Annotated in this window: 18 protein-coding genes; 7 read left to right on the top strand and 11 right to left on the bottom strand. The window is 74.6% G+C overall.

Translation table 11 applies throughout. From position 1 onward, the window contains the following. Positions 1 to 121: 121 nt before the first annotated feature. Together IE332_RS23020 and IE332_RS23015 are read left to right on the top strand one after the other, a co-directional pair. Positions 122 to 2,659, top strand: coding sequence for a penicillin acylase family protein (locus IE332_RS23020; RefSeq protein WP_189919588.1), 2,538 nt, complete (start codon positions 122 to 124; stop codon positions 2,657 to 2,659). A 5-nt stretch (positions 2,660 to 2,664) separates the two neighbouring features. Next, a complete protein-coding gene (locus IE332_RS23015) occupies positions 2,665 to 3,144 on the top strand; it encodes a hypothetical protein (protein WP_189919586.1) in 480 nt (159 codons plus the stop codon). Positions 3,145 to 3,239: 95 nt separating this feature from the next. On the opposite strand, the gene IE332_RS23010 is transcribed toward IE332_RS23015, so the two are convergent. From IE332_RS23010 to IE332_RS23000, 3 genes are all read right to left on the bottom strand, one after another. Then, complete coding sequence (locus IE332_RS23010; protein ID WP_189919584.1) at positions 3,240 to 3,641, bottom strand: pyridoxamine 5'-phosphate oxidase family protein; 402 nt, start codon at positions 3,639 to 3,641, stop codon at positions 3,240 to 3,242. A 95-nt stretch (positions 3,642 to 3,736) separates the two neighbouring features. After that, entirely contained in the window at positions 3,737 to 4,375 is a 639-nt protein-coding gene (locus tag IE332_RS23005; protein WP_189919582.1) for an MBL fold metallo-hydrolase, read from the bottom strand. Continuing rightward, a complete protein-coding gene (locus IE332_RS23000; RefSeq protein WP_189919580.1) occupies positions 4,372 to 5,457 on the bottom strand; it encodes an S-(hydroxymethyl)mycothiol dehydrogenase in 1,086 nt (361 codons plus the stop codon). Before IE332_RS23000 ends, IE332_RS23005 begins: the two co-directional genes overlap by 4 nt. A gap of 709 nt (positions 5,458 to 6,166) precedes the next feature. Here IE332_RS23000 and IE332_RS22995 point away from each other — a divergent pair. The 3 genes from IE332_RS22995 to IE332_RS22990 all read left to right on the top strand — a co-directional run bounded on the left by IE332_RS22995 (position 6,167) and on the right by IE332_RS22990 (position 8,896). After that, positions 6,167 to 7,387, top strand: coding sequence for a cytochrome P450 (locus IE332_RS22995; protein ID WP_229928840.1), 1,221 nt, complete (start codon positions 6,167 to 6,169; stop codon positions 7,385 to 7,387). Continuing rightward, positions 7,384 to 7,641: a ferredoxin gene (locus tag IE332_RS41145; protein ID WP_229928839.1), complete on the top strand. Its 258-nt coding sequence runs from the start codon at positions 7,384 to 7,386 to the stop codon at positions 7,639 to 7,641. Before IE332_RS22995 ends, IE332_RS41145 begins: the two co-directional genes overlap by 4 nt. Positions 7,642 to 7,801: 160 nt before the next feature. Continuing rightward, a complete protein-coding gene (locus tag IE332_RS22990; RefSeq protein ID WP_189919578.1) occupies positions 7,802 to 8,896 on the top strand; it encodes an alanine racemase in 1,095 nt (364 codons plus the stop codon). Positions 8,897 to 9,001: 105 nt separating this feature from the next. Here the strand turns inward: IE332_RS22990 and IE332_RS22985 are convergent, their stop codons facing one another. From IE332_RS22985 to IE332_RS22970, 4 genes are all read right to left on the bottom strand, one after another. Then, positions 9,002 to 9,394 carry a hypothetical protein gene (locus IE332_RS22985; protein WP_189919577.1) on the bottom strand — a complete coding sequence of 131 codons (393 nt, stop codon included), beginning with the start codon at positions 9,392 to 9,394 and terminating at the stop codon, positions 9,002 to 9,004. Next, positions 9,387 to 10,250, bottom strand: coding sequence for a heavy metal-binding domain-containing protein (locus IE332_RS22980; RefSeq protein WP_229928838.1), 864 nt, complete (start codon positions 10,248 to 10,250; stop codon positions 9,387 to 9,389). The genes IE332_RS22985 and IE332_RS22980 overlap by 8 nt, the downstream gene beginning before the upstream one ends. 1 nt (position 10,251) lies before the next feature. Further along, positions 10,252 to 11,124: a heavy metal-binding domain-containing protein gene (locus tag IE332_RS22975; protein WP_189919575.1), complete on the bottom strand. Its 873-nt coding sequence runs from the start codon at positions 11,122 to 11,124 to the stop codon at positions 10,252 to 10,254. Positions 11,125 to 11,269: 145 nt separating this feature from the next. Continuing rightward, positions 11,270 to 12,094 (bottom strand): DUF4389 domain-containing protein, encoded by an 825-nt coding sequence (locus IE332_RS22970; RefSeq protein ID WP_189919574.1) that lies wholly within the window; start codon positions 12,092 to 12,094, stop codon positions 11,270 to 11,272. A gap of 248 nt (positions 12,095 to 12,342) precedes the next feature. Here IE332_RS22970 and IE332_RS22965 point away from each other — a divergent pair, with 248 nt between their 5' ends. Then, the gene (locus tag IE332_RS22965; RefSeq protein ID WP_189919572.1) at positions 12,343 to 13,914 is read left to right on the top strand and encodes a purple acid phosphatase family protein; all 1,572 of its coding nucleotides are present in this window, start codon (positions 12,343 to 12,345) and stop codon (positions 13,912 to 13,914) included. A gap of 40 nt (positions 13,915 to 13,954) precedes the next feature. On the opposite strand, the gene IE332_RS22960 is transcribed toward IE332_RS22965, so the two are convergent. The 3 genes from IE332_RS22960 to IE332_RS22950 form a co-directional block, all read right to left on the bottom strand. Beyond that, positions 13,955 to 15,181, bottom strand: a complete 1,227-nt coding sequence (locus IE332_RS22960; RefSeq protein ID WP_229928837.1) for an NAD(P)/FAD-dependent oxidoreductase — start codon at positions 15,179 to 15,181, stop codon at positions 13,955 to 13,957. Beyond that, a complete protein-coding gene (locus tag IE332_RS22955) occupies positions 15,178 to 15,375 on the bottom strand; it encodes a ferredoxin (protein ID WP_189919570.1) in 198 nt (65 codons plus the stop codon). Before IE332_RS22955 ends, IE332_RS22960 begins: the two co-directional genes overlap by 4 nt. Before the next feature lie 121 nt (positions 15,376 to 15,496). Further along, positions 15,497 to 16,696 carry a cytochrome P450 gene (locus IE332_RS22950; protein ID WP_189919568.1) on the bottom strand — a complete coding sequence of 400 codons (1,200 nt, stop codon included), beginning with the start codon at positions 16,694 to 16,696 and terminating at the stop codon, positions 15,497 to 15,499. A 200-nt stretch (positions 16,697 to 16,896) separates the two neighbouring features. Between IE332_RS22950 and IE332_RS22945 the strand changes: the two genes are divergently transcribed. After that, the gene (locus IE332_RS22945; RefSeq protein ID WP_189919566.1) at positions 16,897 to 17,418 is read left to right on the top strand and encodes a MarR family winged helix-turn-helix transcriptional regulator; all 522 of its coding nucleotides are present in this window, start codon (positions 16,897 to 16,899) and stop codon (positions 17,416 to 17,418) included. A 7-nt stretch (positions 17,419 to 17,425) separates the two neighbouring features. Here the strand turns inward: IE332_RS22945 and IE332_RS22940 are convergent, their stop codons facing one another. Beyond that, on the bottom strand, positions 17,426 to 18,496 hold the full coding sequence (locus IE332_RS22940; protein ID WP_229928836.1) for a GlxA family transcriptional regulator: 1,071 nt from the start codon (positions 18,494 to 18,496) through the stop codon (positions 17,426 to 17,428). Positions 18,497 to 18,565: the final 69 nt, after the last annotated feature.

Genomic DNA, 18,565 nt, shown 5'->3' with positions numbered 1-18,565 from the left:
GGCCCCCGCCCCCACCTCCCTCGCACCCCGCACCCCGCACCCCGCACCCCGCACCCCGCCCAACCCTCGTACCCCTGGAGTCAACGTGCCGCGGCGAATACGCACAGCCACCCACGCGGCGGTGGCAGCCATCGTCTCCGGCCTGGTCCTCGCGCTGCTCGCGCTGGGCATCGGGCCGGTCCCCGCCCTCGGAACCGCCCTCGTCCCCGGGGCCGGGGTGTGGGACTCCGCCGCCGGCGCCGAACTCCCGCACACCGAGACCCTCGCCCTGGCCGGCCTGAGCGCGCCGGTGACGGTGGCCTTCGACGACAACGGGGTCCCCGCCGTCAAGGCCGGGTCCGACGACGACCTGTTCCAGGCCCAGGGCTATCTGCACGCCCGGTTCAGGCTCACCCAGCTCGACCTGGAACGACGCGCCGGCCGCGGCCGGCTGGCCGAGCTCAACGGGCCGGCGAGCCTCGAATCCGACCGCTTCGAGCTGCGGATGGGGCTGCTGCGCACCGCCGAGGCCGAGTGGGCCGCCACCGCGCCCGACAGCCCGGCGGGCCGCGCCCTCACCGCCTACTCCCGGGGCGTCAACACCTGGATCTCCGAGCTGCGCCACACCGGGCAGTGGCCGGCCATCTTCTCCCTGACCGGCGTCTACCCGGCCGACTGGACCCCGGTGGACAGCCTGGTCGTCCAGGGGGTGCTCACCCAGAGCATGGACTTCACCAGCACCCCGCTGGACTACGCGATCTTCCGGGACTCCTTCGGCGAACAGCGCACCATGGACTGGTTCCCGGTCCACGCGCCCAACGAGCAGCGGCCGTACGACCCCGGCCCGTACCGCGACCTCGGCATCGCGCCGCTGCCCGCCAACGTCAACACCGCCGGGCCGGACGGCCACACCGCCGCCAACCGGTCGCAGCCGCGCCCCGCCCCCGTCGCGCCCACCGGTACGCCCGACCCGGCCGGCGAGGCCGTCGCGGCCCGGACCGTGCTGGACACCGTCCGGGCGCTCCCGGCCACCCAGATGCACACCTTCCCGGACAGCAACGCCTGGGCCGCGAACGGCCCGGCCGTCGCCGGCGGCAACGCGATGCTCGCGGGCGACCCGCACCTGCCGACGACCCTGCCCTCGTACTGGTACCAGATCGCGCTCTCCTCGCCGGAGACCGAGGTCACCGGCGCCAGCATGGCCGGCCTGCCCGGCGTGCTGATCGGCCGCAACGCCGACATCTCCTGGTCCCTGACGGACGCGCAGAACCAGTCGACGGTCTTCTACAGCGAGCGGACCAGCCCCGACCACCCCGGCCAGTACTACTGGAACGACGCCTGGCGGCCGATGGAGCGGGTGGAGTACGCCATCCCGGTCCGCGGCGGGGACACCGAGCACCTCGCGGTCGAGCTCACCGTGCACGGGCCGGTGCTGACCCGGGCCGGGCAGACCACCTCGGTCAACTGGATGGGCAACATCCCCTCCCCCGACCTGGCGGTGCTGCTCTCCGTCAACAAGGCCCGCGACTACCGGGAGTTCCGCACCGCGCTGGCCGACTGGCACGCCCCCACGCTCAACTTCGCCTACGCCGACGGCGGCGGCAACATCGGCGTGGTCGCGGCCGGGTACTTCCCGCTCACCAAGGGCGGCGACCCGTGGTTCCCGCTGCCCGGCACCGGCGAGTACGACGTGGTCGGCGCCATCCCCTTCGACGCCACCCCGCAGTCCTACAACCCGCCGAACCATGTGGTCGCGACGGCCAACCAGCGCCCGGTCTCGCCCGACTACCCGTACTACATCGGCACCAGCCTCAACGCCTTCGACAACGGCTACCGGGCCAACCGGATCTACCAGTTCCTGGAGAACCACCCGGCGATGACCGCCGCCGACTTCACCACGCTGCAGAACGACACCACCGACTACCTGGCCACCGTCATCCTGCCGCACCTCAAGGAGGCCCTGGCCGGCACGAAGCTGGACGCCCGCCAGCAGGCCGCGCTCGACGTCCTCAACCGCTGGGACCACACCATGCGTCCCGGCGTGGCCGGCGGGCCGATCTGGTGGACCTTCTGGAACGACTACCTGGAGACCACCTTCCAGCCCTGGTGGGACCAGGCCAAGGTGCCGGTCGAACGCGACCGCCGCTTCCTCAAGGTCTCCAGCGCGCTGCCCAGCCTCGACGAGAACCTGGAGGCCTGGACCCTGCGCGACCCGGCCAACCCGGCGTTCACCTCCCCCGGCGGCCCGCCCCGGACCGCGACCGACGCCATGCGCACCGCCTTCGCCCAGGCCGTCGGCGAACTCACCCAGGACCTCGGGAACGACCCCGCCACCTGGACCTGGGACCGCGTCCACACCCGGCAGATCCCGTCCCTGACCGAGGCCGACGCGCTCGGCTACGGCCCGAAGCCCGCCGAGGGCTCCCGCTGGACCGTCAACGCCGCCGACGGCGGCATGAACTCCACCTTCGGCCCGAGCTGGCGGATGGTCGTCGATTGGAAGGCCCCGCGCACCGCCACCGCGCAGGCCGTCTACCCCGGCGGCCAGAGCGAGAACCCGGCCTCCCCCTGGTACCGGACCTTCATCCCGTACTGGTGGGAGGGCCGCAACCTGCCGCTGCTGATGGCCGCGGACCAACCCGCCTCCACCAAGGTGTGGACCCTGCGACCGGGAGCGTGAGCACCGTGACGGACCTTCGGAACCAACCCGCCTCGCAGCATGAGCCGCAGGAGCAGCAGGAGTCGCAGGAGCGGCAGGAGTCGGCGGCCCCGGCCCCCGCACCGGCCGCGCTCCCCCTGCTGGCCGCCCTGGGCGGCGTCACCGTCGCCCTGGTGGCGGCCGGCTCGCTGCTGGGCCTCTGGTACCTGCCCTTCCCGTGCGGCCTGCTGATCGGCGCGGTCACCGCGGCGCGCGGCCTGCGCGCCCGCACCGCCGTGCTGACCGGCACCGCGGCCGCCCTCGCCGGCTGGGGCGTCCCGCTGCTGTGGCGCGCCGCCACCGGCGAGGCGGTGGCCGGCACCGCCCGCACCGTCGCCGCCCTGGCCGGCCTCCCGGCCTGGGCCTCCCTGGTGATCGCGATCACCCTGCTGATCGGCCTGGTCCAGGCGCTGCTCGGCGTCTGGCTCGGCCGCACCGCCACCGCGGCCCTGCGCCCCACCCGGTAGCACCCTCCGGCCGGTCTGCGCCGGCCAAGCGGAACGGCCGTTCTCGATATCGAGAACGGCCGTTCCGTCGGTGCGGGGCACTTGGTGCGGGGCGCTCAGCCGCGGCCGAGGACCCGGTCCACGGTGATCTCGATGACCACCCGGTCCGGGTTCACCCTCGGCTGGCGGTAGCGCTCGGTGTAGCGGCGCTCCGCGTCGGCGACCCGCTCGGGCTCGTCGCGGACGACGGCCACGCCCTCCAGGGTCGCCCAGCGCGCCCGGTCGACCTGGCAGACCGCGACCCGCAGGCCCTCCGGGCCGGCCTCGGCGACGTTGCGCGCCTTGCGGCTGGTGCGGCTGGTGATCACCCGGGCGGTCGCCGTCCCCGGCTCGAAGGTCACACCGACCGGCACCACGTGCGGCGAACCGTCCGGGCGGGTGGTGGTGAGGGTGGAGATGTGCCGCTCGCGCCAGAAGGCGAGCATGGCGTCGTCGAGGTCGCGCGGGTCCTGTGCCATGAGCGGGATCGTACGGCCCCGGAGGATCCCGCCGTCCTCCGGGGCCGTACGGGCACCGCGCCCGGTGCCCGCCGGGCGCCGGTGCCCGTGGGGCGTCAGTGCCCGCGGGCGATCCAGTCCGGCAGGGCCGGGGCCTCGGCGCCGACGGTGGTCGGGTCGCCGTGGCCGGTGCGCACCACCGTCTCGGCCGGGAGCGTCAGCAGGCGCTCGCGGATCGAGTCGATGATGGTCGGGAAGTGCGAGAACGACCGGCCGGTCGCGCCCGGGCCGCCGTGGAAGAGGGTGTCGCCGGTGAAGACGGTGCCCAGCGCGGGGGCGTACAGGCAGACCGCGCCCGGGGCGTGCCCAGGGGTGTGCAGGACGGTCAGCTCGATGCCGGCCACCTCGATCCGCTGACCGTCGGCCAGTTCGCCGTCGGGGAGGCGGTCCGGGTGGGTCTGCTTCCAGAGCGGCAGGTCGTCCGGGTGCAGCAGGACCGGCGCCCCGGTCCGGGCCGCGAGGGCCGGGGCCGCGTCGATGTGGTCGTTGTGCGCGTGGGTGGAGACGATCGCCAGCAGCCGGCGGCCGCCGAGCGCCGCCTCGATGGCCTCGGCGTCGTGCGCGGCGTCGATCACCAGCGCCTCGTGGTCGTCGCCGACGATCCAGACGTTGTTCTCCACCTCCCAGCTGCCGCCGTCGAGGTCGAAGGTCCCGGCGGTCACCAGCCGGTCGACCCGGGCCCCGCCCGCGGTCACAGGACCACGACCGAGCGGAGGACGTCGCCCTGGTGCATGCGCTCGAAGGCCTGCTCCACCGCGTCGAGTTCGATCGTCTCGGTGACGAAGGCGCGCAGGTCCAGGCGCCCCTGGAGGTAGAGGTCGATGAGCATCGGGAAGTCCCGCGAGGGCAGGCAGTCGCCGTACCAGGAGGACTTCAGGGCGCCGCCGCGGCCGAAGACGTCGAGCAGCGGGAGTTCCAGCTTCATCTCCGGGGTCGGCACGCCGACCAGGACGACGGTGCCGGCCAGGTCGCGGGCGTAGAAGGCCTGCCGGTAGGTCTCGGGGCGGCCGACCGCCTCGACGACCACGTCCGCGCCGTTGCCGCCGGTCAGTTCGCGGATCGCCTCGACCGGGTCGGTGGTGCGGGAGTTGACGGTGTGGGTGGCGCCGAGGGTACGGGCCGTCTCCAGCTTGCGGTCGTCGATGTCGACGGCGATGATCTTCGCCGCGCCCGCCAGCCGGGAGCCCATCACCGCCGCGCCGCCGACGCCGCCGCAGCCGATCACGGCGACGGTGTCACCGCGGCCGACGTTGCCGGTGTTGATCGCGGCGCCGAGACCCGCCATCACACCGCAGCCCAGCAGCCCGGCGACGGCCGGCTCGGCGGCCGGGTCGACCTTGGTGCACTGGCCGGCCGCGACCAGGGTCTTCTCGGCGAACGCGCCGATGCCCAGCGCCGGGGACAGCTCGGTGCCGTCCAGCAGCGTCATCTTCTGCTCGGCATTGTGGGTGGCGAAGCAGTACTGCGGGCGCCCGCGCCGACAGGCACGGCACTGACCGCACACCGCACGCCAGTTGAGGACCACGAAGTCGCCGGGCTCGACCTCGGTGACGCCCTCGCCGACGGACTCCACGATGCCCGCGGCCTCGTGGCCGAGCAGGAACGGGAACTCGTCGTTGATCCCGCCCTCGCGGTAGTGGAGGTCGGTGTGGCAGACGCCGCAAGCCTGGATCCGGACCACCGCCTCGCCCGGGCCGGGATCCGGCACCACGATCGTGGCCACCTCCACGGGCGCGCCCTTGGCGCGCGCGATCACTGCCTTGACCTGCTGGGGCATCCGATTACACCTCCGACGGCCGGTGCGGCTCTGCACCGGTGTGACCTGCGACGAAACGACTGCGGACGCACCGCGGGGGAACCGCGGACGCACTGCCCACGAAGCGTAGCGTCCGCCCCGCCGGGCACCGGCGGGGCGGGTCGGAGGTTCCTCGACGATCCGGCTCACCACCGGCGCCGGCGGCCGGCTCCGGCCGCCGGCCCGCCGACGCCGCCCTGACGCCACGCTGACGCCGCGGCGGCTCACGGCAGGTCAGCCGGCACATGCCGGGCGACTATCCGGCGGCCACCCGTCGGCGGCCCGACGACGGTCCGGCGACGGTCCGGCGCAACCCCCGCGAGCAGGGGCGCACGGGTGGCGCCGGGCGCTCGTCGGCGCGCCCCGAACTGCCCGGAAAGCACCGGTGTTGGCTGGAAGTGCCGCAGACGGGCGCCCCGCGGCCCACGTACGGTCGTAGCAGAGACGGTCCACGCGACCACGCTCAGCACACCCGCCCCACCCGACGGCGCGCCACCGCGCGCCGCCCGTGCCCGGCCCGTACCGACCGTACGCCCCCGCACGTTTCGCGCCACCCCGCAGCAGATGCCCGACCCAGTCCCGGCCCGTGTCGAGCCGCCAGCCGGCCGCACCACCCGTCCCCCGCACCATCCTCGGATCCACCCCCGTCGGGCCGCCCGCGCGGCCCATCGCCCTGGAGTCTGGAGTACGGATGTCCACCGAGAACAGTGCGACCGGTGCCGGAACCGGCACCGCCCCGCTCCCCCCGCTGCACTGCCTGCGCCACCTGGAACCCGGCCCGCCCCGGCTGGCCGCGCTGCCCACCGGCACGCCGGTCTGGCTGGTCAGCCGGCACGCGGACGTCCGCCAGGTGCTGACGGACCCGCGCCTTGGCCGCGCCCCGCTCTACGCGCCGGACGCGCCGCCGATCACGGTCACGCCCAACATCCTCGACGACCCGCAGAGCATGCTCAACATCGACGGCACCGAGCACCAGCGGCTGCGCCGCACCGTGCAGCGGGCCTTCACCCCGCGCGCGATAGCCCGCTGGAAGCCCTGGGTGGCCTCGGTCGTCGAAGGCCTCATCGACGAACTGATGGACCACGGCTCCCCCACCGACATCGTCGCCGGCTACACCCGGCCGCTGCCGGTCGCGGTGATCAGCCGGCTGATGGGCCTGGACAACCTGGACGGCAAGCGGCTCGCCCACTGGAGCGACCACGCGCTGTCCACCACCGCCTACTCCGCCGAGGCGATCGTCACCGCGATGACCGAGTTCTCCGCCTTCGGCGCCGGGGTGATCGCCGAGCGCCGCGCCGAGCCCGGCGACGACCTGGTCAGCAGCCTGCTCGCGGCCGCCGACGAGGACGGCTCGATCACCGAGGGGCAGCTGGTCGCACTGGTCATCGGCCTGGTCGTGGCCGGGCACGAGACCACCATGACCAGCCTCGGCAACGCCCTGGTCTACCTGCTCCACGACGGGCGCGAGGCCTGGCAGCAGCTCGCCTCCGACGAGACCAGCGCCGCCGCCGCGACCGAGCAGCTGCTGCGCGCCGTCCCGCTCGGCGACGCCCACGAGCACATGCCCGGGCTGATGCGCCGCACCGTCGAGGACGTCGAGATCGGCGGGGTGGTCATCCCGGCCGGCAGCGTGGTCGCCGCCGACACCGCCGCCGCCAACCAGGACCCGGAGGTCTTCACCGGGGACCTGCGCACCGAGCTGTTCTCCCCGCTGGCCGCGCCGATGCTGACCTTCGGGGCCGGCCCGCACCACTGCCTGGGCGCCTGGCTGGCCCGGATGGAGCTGGAGCTGGCCCTGCACCGGCTGGCCCGCCGGCTGCCCGCCCTGCGGATGGCCGACGCGGTGGAGCGGATCGACTGGCGGCGCGGCCTGCTCACCCGCAGCCCCAGCTCCCTGCGGGTGTCCTGGTGACGGGCCGGGCGGACACCGAGCCGGTGATCGTCCGGGTCGACCGGGACCGCTGCATCGGCTCCGGGATGTGCGCCCTCACCGCCCCGGACTCCCTGGCTCTCGGCGCCGACGGCCTGGCCGCACCGCTGGCCGAGTACGCCGACGGCGGCGCGGAGTTGACGGCGGAGCTGACCGAGGCCGTGGACTACTGCCCGGTCGAGGCGCTCACCCTCCACTCGGCCCGCGGGGGCTACCGGATCGACCCGGCGGACTGACGCCCGCCCGGTGACCCCGGCCCGGTGACCCCGTCGGGTGACCCTGCCCGGTGGCGCCCGTCGCACGCGGGCGCCACCGGGGCGCCCAGGGCTCCCTGGGCACCTGGACACCCAGGGCACCGGGGGAACCGAACCGGGCCGCCCGGTGTGATCATGGGGTATGAGCCCACGTCTTACCGAAGAGCTGACGACCCCCGCCCTGGTCGTGGACGTCGACGTCCTGGACCGCAACATCACGCGCATGGGCGCGGCGGCCGCCGCCGGGGGCTTCACCGTGCGCCCCCACGCCAAGACCCACAAGTGCCTGGAGATCGCCCGGCGCCAGCTGGCCGCCGGCGCGGCCGGGCTGACCGTGGCCACCGTCGGCGAGGCCGAGGTCTTCGCCCGGGACGGCGTGACCGACCTGTTCATCGCCTACCCCCTGTGGGTCGACGACGCCAAGGCCCGACGGCTCCGGCACCTCACGGAGTCCGCCGCCCTGCGGGTGGGCGCGGACTCCGTGGAGGGCGTCCAGCGGCTGGCCGAAGCGGTGCGCGGTGCGGCCGGACCGGTGCGGGTCATGGTCGAGATCGACAGCGGCCACCACCGTACGGGCGTCGCCGCCGCGAAGGCGGTGGACGTCGGCCGGGCGGCCGTCGACGCCGGCCTGGAGGTGGCGGGCGTCTTCACCTTCCCCGGGCACGGCTACGGCCACGACCCGCTGGCCCGCGAGCGAGCGGCCCGCGACGAGGAGCAGGCCCTCGGCGCGGCCGCGGCCGCCCTGCGCGAGGCGGGCGTCGCCGTACCGGTGCTGAGCGGTGGATCGACCCCGACCGCCGGGCGGTGGCGGCCGGGCGCCGTCAACGAACTGCGCCCGGGCGTCTACGTGTTCAACGACGCCGCCCAGCTCGCCATGGGCAGCTGCACGGCCGAGGACCTGGCCCTCCACGCGGTCGCCACCGTCGTGAGCACCCCCGCCCCGGACCGTTTCGTCCTCGACGCGGGCAGCAAGGTGCTCGGGTCCGACCTCTCGCCCTGGGTCCAGGGCCACGGCCTGGTCCTCGAGCACCCGGACGCGGTCATCACCGCATTGTCCGAGCACCACGCCACCGTCGTCCTCCCCGAGGGCGCACCCGCCCCGCGCCCGGGGACCCGCGTCTCGGTCGTCCCCAACCACATCTGCACCGCGGTCAACCTGGCGAACGAGCTCGTCGTCACGCGGAACGGCACGGTCGTCGACCACTGGCCGGTCGCCGCCCGCGGCGCCAACTCCTGATCCCCGCCGAGGCCGACCCCGGGTCACGCCCGCGGTCGGCCTCGGTGCCGGCGAGCCCGTCGGCGCCGCCCTCCATCAGGCCGCGTCAAACCGCGCCAGGCCGTCTCAGGCCAGGAAGCGCTCCACCGCCTCGCGGGCCCGGGCATTCGAGGCCGCGGCCTCCGCCAGGGCGCGGGCCAGGGTGTCGATCCACTCGTCCAGTCCCACCGGGCGCCGGGAGAGCACGATGCCCCGCACCTCGTGGCGGACCTCCCCGGCCACCCGGCCCCCGTCCATCCGCAGCGAGAGCCGCTGCTCCCCGAGCACGATGTCCAGTTCGGCGACCGGGCCCCCGCGCCCGGCGAGCCGGTCCGCGACCGTACGCCTGCGCTTGACGCTGACGGCGCCGGCCGGCAGCGAGTCCGCCAGGCCCGCCGACAGCACCTCCGCGTAGAGGTTCAGGTCCGCGCTGTCCCGGCGCAGCGCGGCGGCCAGCAGGTTCACGTCCGGCTCAGGCATCGAGGCTCAGCACCATGGTCGGCCGGTCGATGACGTGGTCGTCGCGGAGCGGGCGCACCGCCGTGCCGATCGCGAGGAACTCGGTGGTGTGCGACCCCCAGGTGTGCGAGTGCTGCCGCAGCTGGACCGCCACGATCCCCTCGGCCTCCAGGGTCTGCGCCTCCGCCTGCATGCGGCTCATCGCCAGCTCGCGGGCGTCGTAGAGCGCCTGGGTGAACTGCTCGATCTCGACGTTGCGGCCGGTGTTGCCCAGCGCCTGGGCGATGCGCTGGTGCGCCACGTGGTAGACGCAGGAGCCCATGACCAGGTCCAGCGGGGCGTACCCGGCCCGGATGAGGGTCCAGAAGTCCTGGCCGGACAGGTCCGAGGTGAACGGCTTGCCCTTGTTGTTGAGCCAGGTCCCGGTCGGCCCGGGGTCCGCGCCGTCGGCCTTCACCGCGGTGCCGACGGCGATGAACTCGGCGATGTCCGAACCGAATTCCTTGAACTCGATGTCCAGCCGCACCCCGACGACGCCGTCCGCGCCGAGGGCGCTCGCCTCCGCCTCCATCCGGCCCATCGCCAGCTCACGGGCGTGGTACATGGCCTGGGACAGCTTGGTCAGCTCCTGGTTCTTCGACCACCGGCCGAGCTGGATGCCGACGTGGTAGACGGAGGAGCCGAGGACCAGGCCGAGCGGGCGGAAGCCGGCCTCGCGCACCAGCAGGAACTCGTTCACCGTCAGGTCCGAGGTGAAGAGCGAGCCCTTCTCTCCCGGCCGCAGCTGCGCGAGCCGTCGCATCGCGTCCTCGGGCACGCCCTCCGCCGCGGGCCGCGCGGCTCCCCCGTCCGGTCCCTGCCCGGTTCGATCGGTCATGTCAGTGCTCGCGCTCCAGTCTCATGATGGTCAGTGGTGCGGGCCCGGCGGGCCGCCCGGAGCGGGCGTACCGGGCGATGGAGGTGCCGACGAGGACGGCTTCGGCGGCGAGGTCGCGGGAGGACCCGAACGAGGGGCACTCGGTCTCGGTCACCGTCAGCTCCGCCTCGTCCACGACCACCCCGTCGCCGCCGTTCTTCGCCGCGTCGAGGGCCAGCCGGTTCCGGGCGTCGTGGCGGGCGTGGCCGATCAGCTGGGTGTAGCCGTCGACCTCCTGGTTCGGGGCGGTCCAGCGGACCCGGCGGACGGTGCGCCAGTCGTCGTGCCGGGTGGCGATGGAGATGCCGAAGGCGAGCCCGGTGGGCACCCAGCCGCCGTGGAGGAGCTTGGCGAAGTCCTGACCGCCCAGGTGCGAGGTGAAGGGCACCCGCGGCCGGGTCCGGGAGCGGGCCCGGACGGCGGTGCCCCGCGCGGTGAACTCCACTCCCCCCGCGGGGAACTCCTCGGCCCGCAGCGTCACCCCGACGATCCCGTCGCCGCCGAGCGCGCGGCATTCGTCGACCGCCCGGGCGAGCGCCAGCCTGCGCGCCGTGTAGAGCGTGTTCACCAGCTGCGCGTAGGAGGACTCCCACCTGGAGGCCGGCGCCTTCACGCCGCCGGGGGCCGACCACGCGCCGGGGCAGCCCCAGAGGCCGGTGTACCCGAGCTGGAAGACGGCCGTGCCGAGGACCTGGCCGACCGGATCGAACCCGGCGCCCTTGACCGCCGCGAACTCCCCCGGTGCCAGCGCCGAGTCCCAGCTGCCATCGGCCCGGGACCGCGCCGTCCCGCCGGCGCCGGCCCCCGGGAGAGCGGCTTCCCCTCGCTGTGTCATCGGCCCCCGCGCCATCGACCCCTCGGCGCACCGCGCGCATCGCGTCGCCTTTCAAGCAGCTTATGTGATCGCACAGCCGGGCGAAACGAAACGGTGATCACGGCCGCTCCGCGGGCCCGGGCGGTGGCGACGCCCTACCGGCGCCCTACCGGCGACCGTGGTCGGCGGGGCCCGGGACGAGGGGCGCGAGGACGTGCTGGGTCGGGTTGGTGACGTCGTCGTTGTCGTCGTCGGAGTCCACCGTGGTGGTGACCGAGCTCGTCACCGAGGAGATCAGCCCGAGGAGGATGAACACCACGAGCAGCAGGCGCCCGCCGCCGCTGAGGACGAGCGGGCGGGTGGCCGACGCCGGGCCGTCCGGCTCGCTGCCCGGATCGTCGCCGAAGAGCCGCTTGGGGTAGGCGGAGGAGAGCATCACCAGGTAGGCGGTGTAGCGCATCCGGTAGCGCAGGATCGCGGTCGTCGTCTCGTACAGCGGCTGCGGCATCCGGCCGAGGACCAGCACCACGAGCCAGCTGATGAACGACACCGTCCACCACCCCGCGTACACCACGCCCTGCACGATCGAGGCCGGGATGACCAGGACGATGCGGAACAGGACGGCGAGCCGGTTCAGTTCGCCCGGCCGCAGCCCGACCTGCACGGGGTGTTCCGGCGCCCGGAACCGGAACGGCGGGTAGCGGTCGACGGTGAGCATCAGGTACGCGGTGACGCGGGTGTCGTAGGGGAGGAACGCGGTGAGGTAGTCCGCCACGAAGCCGGGCAGCCGGCCGAGGACCAGCGCGCCGAACCAGCCGATCACGGTGACGAGGAACGCCACCACCGACAGCACCCACACCACCACGAACTGGGGGATCAGCAGCAGGGCGCGCAGCAGGACCGTCCAGCGGTTCTGCGGGCCGGGCGCCGGCATGTCCAGCACCGGGAGCCACTCGCGGCCGTCGGCAGGGGCGGGGGGAGCCTGCCACATGCTGGCCTCCACGGTCTCGGGTCGGGGGCCCGGCGGTCGGGCGGCGCGGCCGGGCGTCCTCCGAAGATCGCAGCCCGCCGCCCGGCCCGCGCGCCCTGCTGCGCCGGACGGGCGACCGGGGCTCCGGCCGCCCGCACCGGGCTCACCGCCCGCGGGATCCGGCCTCCTCCCAACTGGCGCGCCCGGCAACCGAATTCGACGGCTCCCGCCCCTTGCCAAAAGTTAGGGAAGTTTCCTAACTTACTGTCATGTCCGAGACACCACGGCACTCCCGACGCGACCTCCTCCGAGCCGGCGCGACGGGCGGCGCCGCCCTCGCCGCCGGCGGCCTCCTGCTGCCCGGCGCCGCCCTCGCCGCCCCGGCCACCCCCTCACCCCTCCCCCCGACCGTCCCCTCGCCCGTCCCCTCGCCCCGGAGCGAGCGGACCGCCGGGTCCGCGCTGCGCCCCTTCGGCCGGCACCTCGCCTACGGGGCCGACCCGTCCCGGCAGGTCGTCGTCTCCTGGCAGGTGCCGGACGCGGTGACCGCCCCCTTCGTCCGGATCGGCCCGCGGCCCGGCGAGTTCGGCGAGCCGATCGCCGCCGAGGTGCGCACCCTGGTCAGCAAGCTGTCCTGGCAGCACCCGGTCGAGGACCAGCCCCTGGTCAGGCCGACCACCGTCACCCAGTACTACCTGCACGCGCAGGTGGACCAGCTGATCCCGGACACCACCTACTACTACGTCGTCGGCCACCAGGGCCACGACCCCGCGGGCCAGGGCGCCCGGCTCGGCGACGTGGCGAGCTTCCGCACCGCACCCGCCCCCGGGCGCGGCGCCGGCTTCACCTTCACGGCCTTCGGCGACCAGGGCATCGGCTACAACGCGGCCGCCACCGGCACCATGATCGCCGGCCTCGACCCGGCCTTCCACCTCCACATGGGCGACCTGTCGTACGCCAACGCCGGCGGCAGCGGCAAGACCGACGACGCGTACGACGCCCGCCTGTGGGACTCCTTCTTCGTGCAGAACGAACCCGTCGCCGCCCGGACCCCGTGGATGGTGGCGGTCGGCAACCACGAGATGGAGCCCTGGTACGGCGCGGACGGCTACGGCGGCGTACGCGCCCGGTTCACGATGCCCGACAACGCCTGGGCCCAGTCCACCGGCATCTACTCCTGGCGCTACCAGAACGTCGGCCTGATCAGCCTGGACGGCAACGACGTCTGCTTCAACACCCCGGCCAACCTCGACCACACCAAGGGCAAGCAGCGGAAGTGGCTGGAGAGCCGGCTCGCCGCGCTCCGGGCCGACACCGGCATCGACTTCATCGTCGTCTACCTGCACCAGTGCACGTACTCCACCTGCCACGACAACGGCGCCGAGCTCGGCGCCCAGCAGGACTGGGCCCCGCTGTTCGACAAGTACCAGGTGGACCTGGTGCTCAGCGGCCACAACCACGTCTACGAGCGGACCGACCCGATCCGGGCCGGCAAGGCCACCCGCAAGGCCGGCTCCGGCGACACCGTCGACCCCGCGAAGGACGGCACCACGTACGTCGTCGCGGGCGGCGGTGGCGGCGGGCTCTACAAGTTCCCGGCCTCCGACACCTACCTCGGGCACGAAACCGGGAACGACAAGCCCGTGCCCATGGTGGTCTCCGACCGGAGCGGCCACGAGCAGACCGTCAAGGTCACCTGGTCCAGGGTCCGTTACACCGGGTACTGCCTGGTGGCGGTCGACGTGACGCCCGCCGCCGCGGGCAAGCCGGCCCGGATGGAGGTGCGCTCCCTCACCGAGGACGGCACGGCGGTGGACCGGCTCACCGTGCAGCGCGGCTGACCCGCCTCACCACCCGGGCGGCAAGGCGGGCCGGGGCGGCTCAGGCCGGCTCGGGCGGCCAGGGCGCGTGCGCCGCGACCTGGGCGCGCAGCCCGCGCAGGGCCCGGGCCGAGGCGATGCCCACCGCTCCGACGACCCGTCCGTCGCGCACGCAGGCGGCCGCGAAGCGGTGCTCCTCCGGGCTGCCGTCGACCGGCTCGAACCGGTCGGCGGCGCCCGGGGAGCCGAAGGCCTGGACCCGCAGCCCGTACTGGTCGGTCCACAGGTACGGCACCGGCGTGTAGACCTCCGTCGTCCCGTCCGGCCCGGCCAGCAGGTTCCGGGCGACGTGCAGGGCCTGTTCGGTGGCGTTGGTGCGCTGTTCGAGGCGCCGGTGGCGGCCGGTGCGCGGGTCGGGCCAGCAGGCGGCGTCGCCCGCCGCCCAGACGCCGGGGCCGGCGGCGCAGCGGGCGTCGCAGACCACGCCGCCGTCCAGGCCCAGGCCGCTGTCGGCGAGCCACTCGGTGGCGGGTTCGGAGCCGATGGCCGTCAGGACGGTGTCGGCCGCGAGGTCGGTGCCGTCGGCGAGCCGGACGCCGGTGGCGCGGCCGCCGCGGCTGAGGAGCCCGGTGGCCGTGCCCCGGTGGATCCGGACGCCGTGTCCGCGGTGCAGGCCGGTGAGCAGGGCGGCGGTCTCGGTGCCGAGGACGGCGGCCAGCGGGGTGTCGGTGGAGACCAGCCAGGTGACCTCGGCGCCGATTCCGACGGCGGTGGCGGCCGCCTCGGCGCCGAGCAGTCCGCCGCCGACCACCAGCAGCCGGCCGCCGGCGCGCGGGCCCTCGCACAGGTCCGCGCGCAGGGCGAGGGCGTCGGCGAGGGTGCGCAGCACGTGGGCGCCGGCCGGCGGGGTGCCGTCGCCCGGGGTGCCAGCGCCGGGCAGCCGGCGGGGGCGGACCCCGGTGGCGATGACGACGGCGTCGCAGGGCACCTCGCGGCCGTCGGCGAGGTGCACGGTGCGGGCCCGGCGGTCCAGGCGCCGGGCCCGCACCCCCAGGCGCAGGTCGAGCCGCAGCTCGTCCAGCGCCCGGGGGTCCCGGAGGGTGAGGCGGTCGGGCTGCCACTGCCCGGAGAGCAGGTGCTTGGACAGCGGCGGCCGGTCGTACGGCGGCTCCTCCTCGTCCCCGACGAGGGTGAGCCGGCCGTCGTAGCCGGCCCGGCGCAGCGCTTCGGCGGTGTGCAGTCCGGCCGCGCCGGCCCCGACGACGGCGATCCGCCGGGGAGCGGTCACGCGAGATCCAGGCGGATCGCGGCGGCCGGGCAGACGGCGGCGGCGTCCTGGACGGCCTGGTGGAGGTCGGCGGGCGGCCGGGCGTCGAGCAGCAGGACGATGCCGTCCTCGTCGCGCTGGTCGAAGACCTCGGGGGCGGCGACGACGCAGTGTCCGGCTCCGCAGCACTTGTCCTGGTCGATGTGGACGAGCATGGTGTTCCCTTCGGGTCGGGGCCGGTCGGGCCGGCCCCGGGTGGGGGTGAACGGTGCTTGGGGTGAACGGTGGTGGGGCTGACCGGTGGTGGGCGTCGACGGCGTCGGCGCCCACCCCGGCTCACCAGGCGATCGGCAGCTCGTGGACGCCGTAGACGAGCATCTCGTTACGGAAGCGGACCTCCTCGAACGGGACGGCCAGCCGCAGCCCGGGCAGTCGGCGCAGCACGGTGTCGAGGGCGATCTGGAGCTCCAGCCGGGCGAGCGGCTGGCCGAGGCACTGGTGGACGCCGAAGCCGAAGGCCAGGTGGCGGCGGGCGTCGCGGGTCACGTCGAGTTCGTCGCCGTCCGGGAACTCCGCGGCGTCGCGGTTGGCGGTGTTGATCATGCAGATGACGCCCTCACCGGCCCGGATCCGCACGCCGCCGAGCTCGACGTCCTCGGTGGCGACCCGGGTCAGGCCGGAGTGCACGATGGTGAGGTAGCGCAGCAGTTCCTCGACCGCGCCGGTGACGGACTCCGGGTGGCGGCGCAGGTGGTCGAGCTGGTCGGGGTTGCGCAGCAGGGCCAGCACGGACATCGCGGTCATGTTCGCGGTGGTCTCGTGCCCGGCCACCAGCAGCAGCCGGGCCATCACGCCGATCTCCGCGGTGTCCAGCTCGCCGCGGGCCACCAGGCGGCTGAGGATGCCGTCGTCGGGTTCGGCGCGCTTGGAGTCGGTGAGCGCGCACAGGTAGTCGCCGAGCCGCTGCTGCGCGGCGGCGACCTCCTCGGCCGTGGAGTCGCGGTGCAGCAGGACGCGGCTGCACTCCTGGAAGAAGTCGTGGTCCCGGTAGGGGACGCCGAGCAGCAGGCAGATGACCAGGGAGGGCAGCGGCAGGGCGAACTCGCGGACCAGGTCGGCGCCGGTGCGTCCGGTGGTCATCCGGTCGAGCAGGTCGTCGGCGATGCGCTGGATCTCGGGGCGCAGCGCCTCGACCTTCTTGATCATGAACTCGCCGGTGAGCATCCGGCGCAGCCGGGCGTGCTCGGGGTCGTCCATCCGGATGAAGGTGGGCCGGCCGGCGCTCAGCTGCCGGGCGCCGGCGCTGATGAAGGGGAAGCCGGGGCGGGCGGAGTCGGAGCTGAAGCGGGGGTCGGACAGGACGGCCTTGACGTCCTCGTGGCGGGTGACCAGCCAGCTGGGGGCGCCGTCCCACAGGGAGACGCGGCTGATCGGTTCGTCCTGCTGCGCCTGCCGGTAGACGGGCGGCGGGGCGAACGGGCAGGCACCGCGGGCGGCGGGGTGGGTGAAGCGCGGGGTCTGTGCGGCCGTGGCCATCAGGGGGCTCCCTTCTAGGAGCGGGGTTGCCGGTGGGGGACCGGGGCCATTACGTGCCCTAAGCAACTAACTCACCGTCACGCTAACTCGCGTTCCGTCGCGACGAAAGGGCCCGTCCGAGGGCGAACGAATCTGTCCGAAATCCGGTCAGATGTCACCGCCACCGCCGACACCCGTACCGGCTCGCTACAGTTCCCCCCATGCCGGAGCCCGAAGACCCCCTCGACGAGCGGACCACCGCCTCGGACCTGGAAGACGTCCTGGCGACACTGGCCTATCTCCTGACACGTTCACAGCACCACGAGCGCCAGATGGCCCGGGCCGGCATCACCGCCGCCCGCTCGGACGTCTACCTGCTGCGCGCGCTCGCCGAGGCCGAGGGCGCCAGCCGGGTCGGCGACCTGGCCGACCGGCTGATGGTCAAGCCCTCCCACGTCACCCGGCAGATCGACCGCCTCCAGGGCCAGAAACTGGTGGAGCGCGCCCAGGACGCCACCGACCGGCGGGCCCGCCAGGTCGAACTCACCGGCGAGGGACGGGCGGTGCTCGACCGACTGAAACAGGCCAACCTCATCGGACTGGCCGACGCGCTGGACAGCGTCCCGGCCGCGGACGTCGCCGCCACCGTCAGCGTGCTGCGCCACCTGGTGGACCGCTACGTGCAGCGGGTACGCACCGGGATGCTGTCCGAGGACCTCTCCGGGGCGGACGAGGGGTGCTGACGGTCCGTCATCCCGCTGCGGCCGGGACCGCGGCGGGCTCGTGCGGGCTGAAGGTGCGCCGGTAGGCCGCCGGGGAGACCCCGAAGGCCGTCCTCATGTGCGCGCGCAGCGAGTTCGCGGAGCCGAAACCGGCCCGGTGGGCGACCAGGTCGATCGACAGGTCCGTGGTCTCCAGCAACTGCTTGGCCAGTTCGAGGCGTTGCGCGGTGAGCCACTGCACCGGGGTCATCCCCGCCTCGTCCCGGAAGCGCCGGGTGAACGAGCGCAGGCTCATCCGGGCGTGCTCGGCGAGCCGGGTGAGCGGCAGCTCCTCGCCGAGGTGCTCCAGGGCCCAGGCGCGGGTGGCCGTGGTGCTGGCGACCGTCGGCTCGGGGACCGGACGGTCGATGTACTGGGCCTGCCCGCCGTCCCGCCAGGGCGGCACGACGCACATCCGGGCGGTCCGGTTGGCGACCGCCGCGCCGTGGTCCCGGCGGATCACGTGCAGGCAGAGGTCGACGCCGGCGGCCACCCCGGCGGAGGTCAGCACGTCGCCGTCGTCGACGAACAGGACCTCCTCGTCGAGCTTGACCGCGGGGTAGGCCCGGCGGAACTCCGGGGCCAGGTTCCAGTGCGTGGTGGCCGGCCGGCCGTCGAGCAGCCCGGCCGCGGCGAGCACGTAGGAGCCGGAGCAGATGGACACCAGCCGGGTGCCGGGCCGGATGCCGGCGATGGCCGCCTCGACCTCGGCGGGCAGCGGCCCGCCCTCGGCCAGCTCGGGCATGGCGTGCGTGGGCGGGACGATCACGGTGTCCGCCGTGGCCAGCGCCTCGGGACCGGCCGCCGGCTGCACGGTGAAGCCGGCGTCGCTGAGGACGGGGGCGCCATCGGCGGTGCAGACCACCACCTCGTAGAGCGGGCGGCCCCCGGCGTCCAGCGCACTGCCGAAGACCCGGGAGGGGATGCCGAGCTCGAAGGGCGGCACACCGGGCAGCGCGAGCACCGCGATCCGGTGGCGCCGGGGGTGCGCCCCGTCCGCCCGCCCCGTCCACGGCGACCGCCCGGTCCGCTTCGCCTGCTTCGTCCCTGCCGCTCCCATGGCCAGATCCTGTCACATAGTGGCCGGACGGCCAACACCGCGAAGGGCCGGGGTCCCGGATCGTTGACC

It is taken from the genome of Kitasatospora xanthocidica (assembly GCF_014656195.1).
Classification (GTDB): Bacteria; Actinomycetota; Actinomycetes; order Streptomycetales; family Streptomycetaceae; genus Kitasatospora; species Kitasatospora xanthocidica.
This window is presented reverse-complemented; position numbering and strand designations above follow the sequence as displayed.

What these genes read in the sequence shown, in the direction of transcription:
- IE332_RS22975 (WP_189919575.1), bottom strand. Translation starts at nt 11,124, where the DNA reads ATGACACAGCGAGGGGAAGCCGCTCTCCCGGGGGCCGGCGCCGGCGGG.
- IE332_RS22990 (WP_189919578.1), top strand. Translation starts at nt 7,802, where the DNA reads ATGAGCCCACGTCTTACCGAAGAGCTGACGACCCCCGCCCTGGTCGTG.
- IE332_RS22955 (WP_189919570.1), bottom strand. Translation starts at nt 15,375, where the DNA reads ATGCTCGTCCACATCGACCAGGACAAGTGCTGCGGAGCCGGACACTGC.
- IE332_RS22985 (WP_189919577.1), bottom strand. Translation starts at nt 9,394, where the DNA reads ATGCCTGAGCCGGACGTGAACCTGCTGGCCGCCGCGCTGCGCCGGGAC.
- IE332_RS23010 (WP_189919584.1), bottom strand. Translation starts at nt 3,641, where the DNA reads ATGGCACAGGACCCGCGCGACCTCGACGACGCCATGCTCGCCTTCTGG.
- IE332_RS22950 (WP_189919568.1), bottom strand. Translation starts at nt 16,696, where the DNA reads ATGGCCACGGCCGCACAGACCCCGCGCTTCACCCACCCCGCCGCCCGC.
- IE332_RS22995 (WP_229928840.1), top strand. Translation starts at nt 6,167, where the DNA reads ATGTCCACCGAGAACAGTGCGACCGGTGCCGGAACCGGCACCGCCCCG.
- IE332_RS23000 (WP_189919580.1), bottom strand. Translation starts at nt 5,457, where the DNA reads ATGCCCCAGCAGGTCAAGGCAGTGATCGCGCGCGCCAAGGGCGCGCCC.
- IE332_RS22940 (WP_229928836.1), bottom strand. Translation starts at nt 18,496, where the DNA reads ATGGGAGCGGCAGGGACGAAGCAGGCGAAGCGGACCGGGCGGTCGCCG.
- IE332_RS22980 (WP_229928838.1), bottom strand. Translation starts at nt 10,250, where the DNA reads ATGACCGATCGAACCGGGCAGGGACCGGACGGGGGAGCCGCGCGGCCC.
- IE332_RS22945 (WP_189919566.1), top strand. Translation starts at nt 16,897, where the DNA reads ATGCCGGAGCCCGAAGACCCCCTCGACGAGCGGACCACCGCCTCGGAC.
- IE332_RS22965 (WP_189919572.1), top strand. Translation starts at nt 12,343, where the DNA reads ATGTCCGAGACACCACGGCACTCCCGACGCGACCTCCTCCGAGCCGGC.
- IE332_RS22970 (WP_189919574.1), bottom strand. Translation starts at nt 12,094, where the DNA reads ATGTGGCAGGCTCCCCCCGCCCCTGCCGACGGCCGCGAGTGGCTCCCG.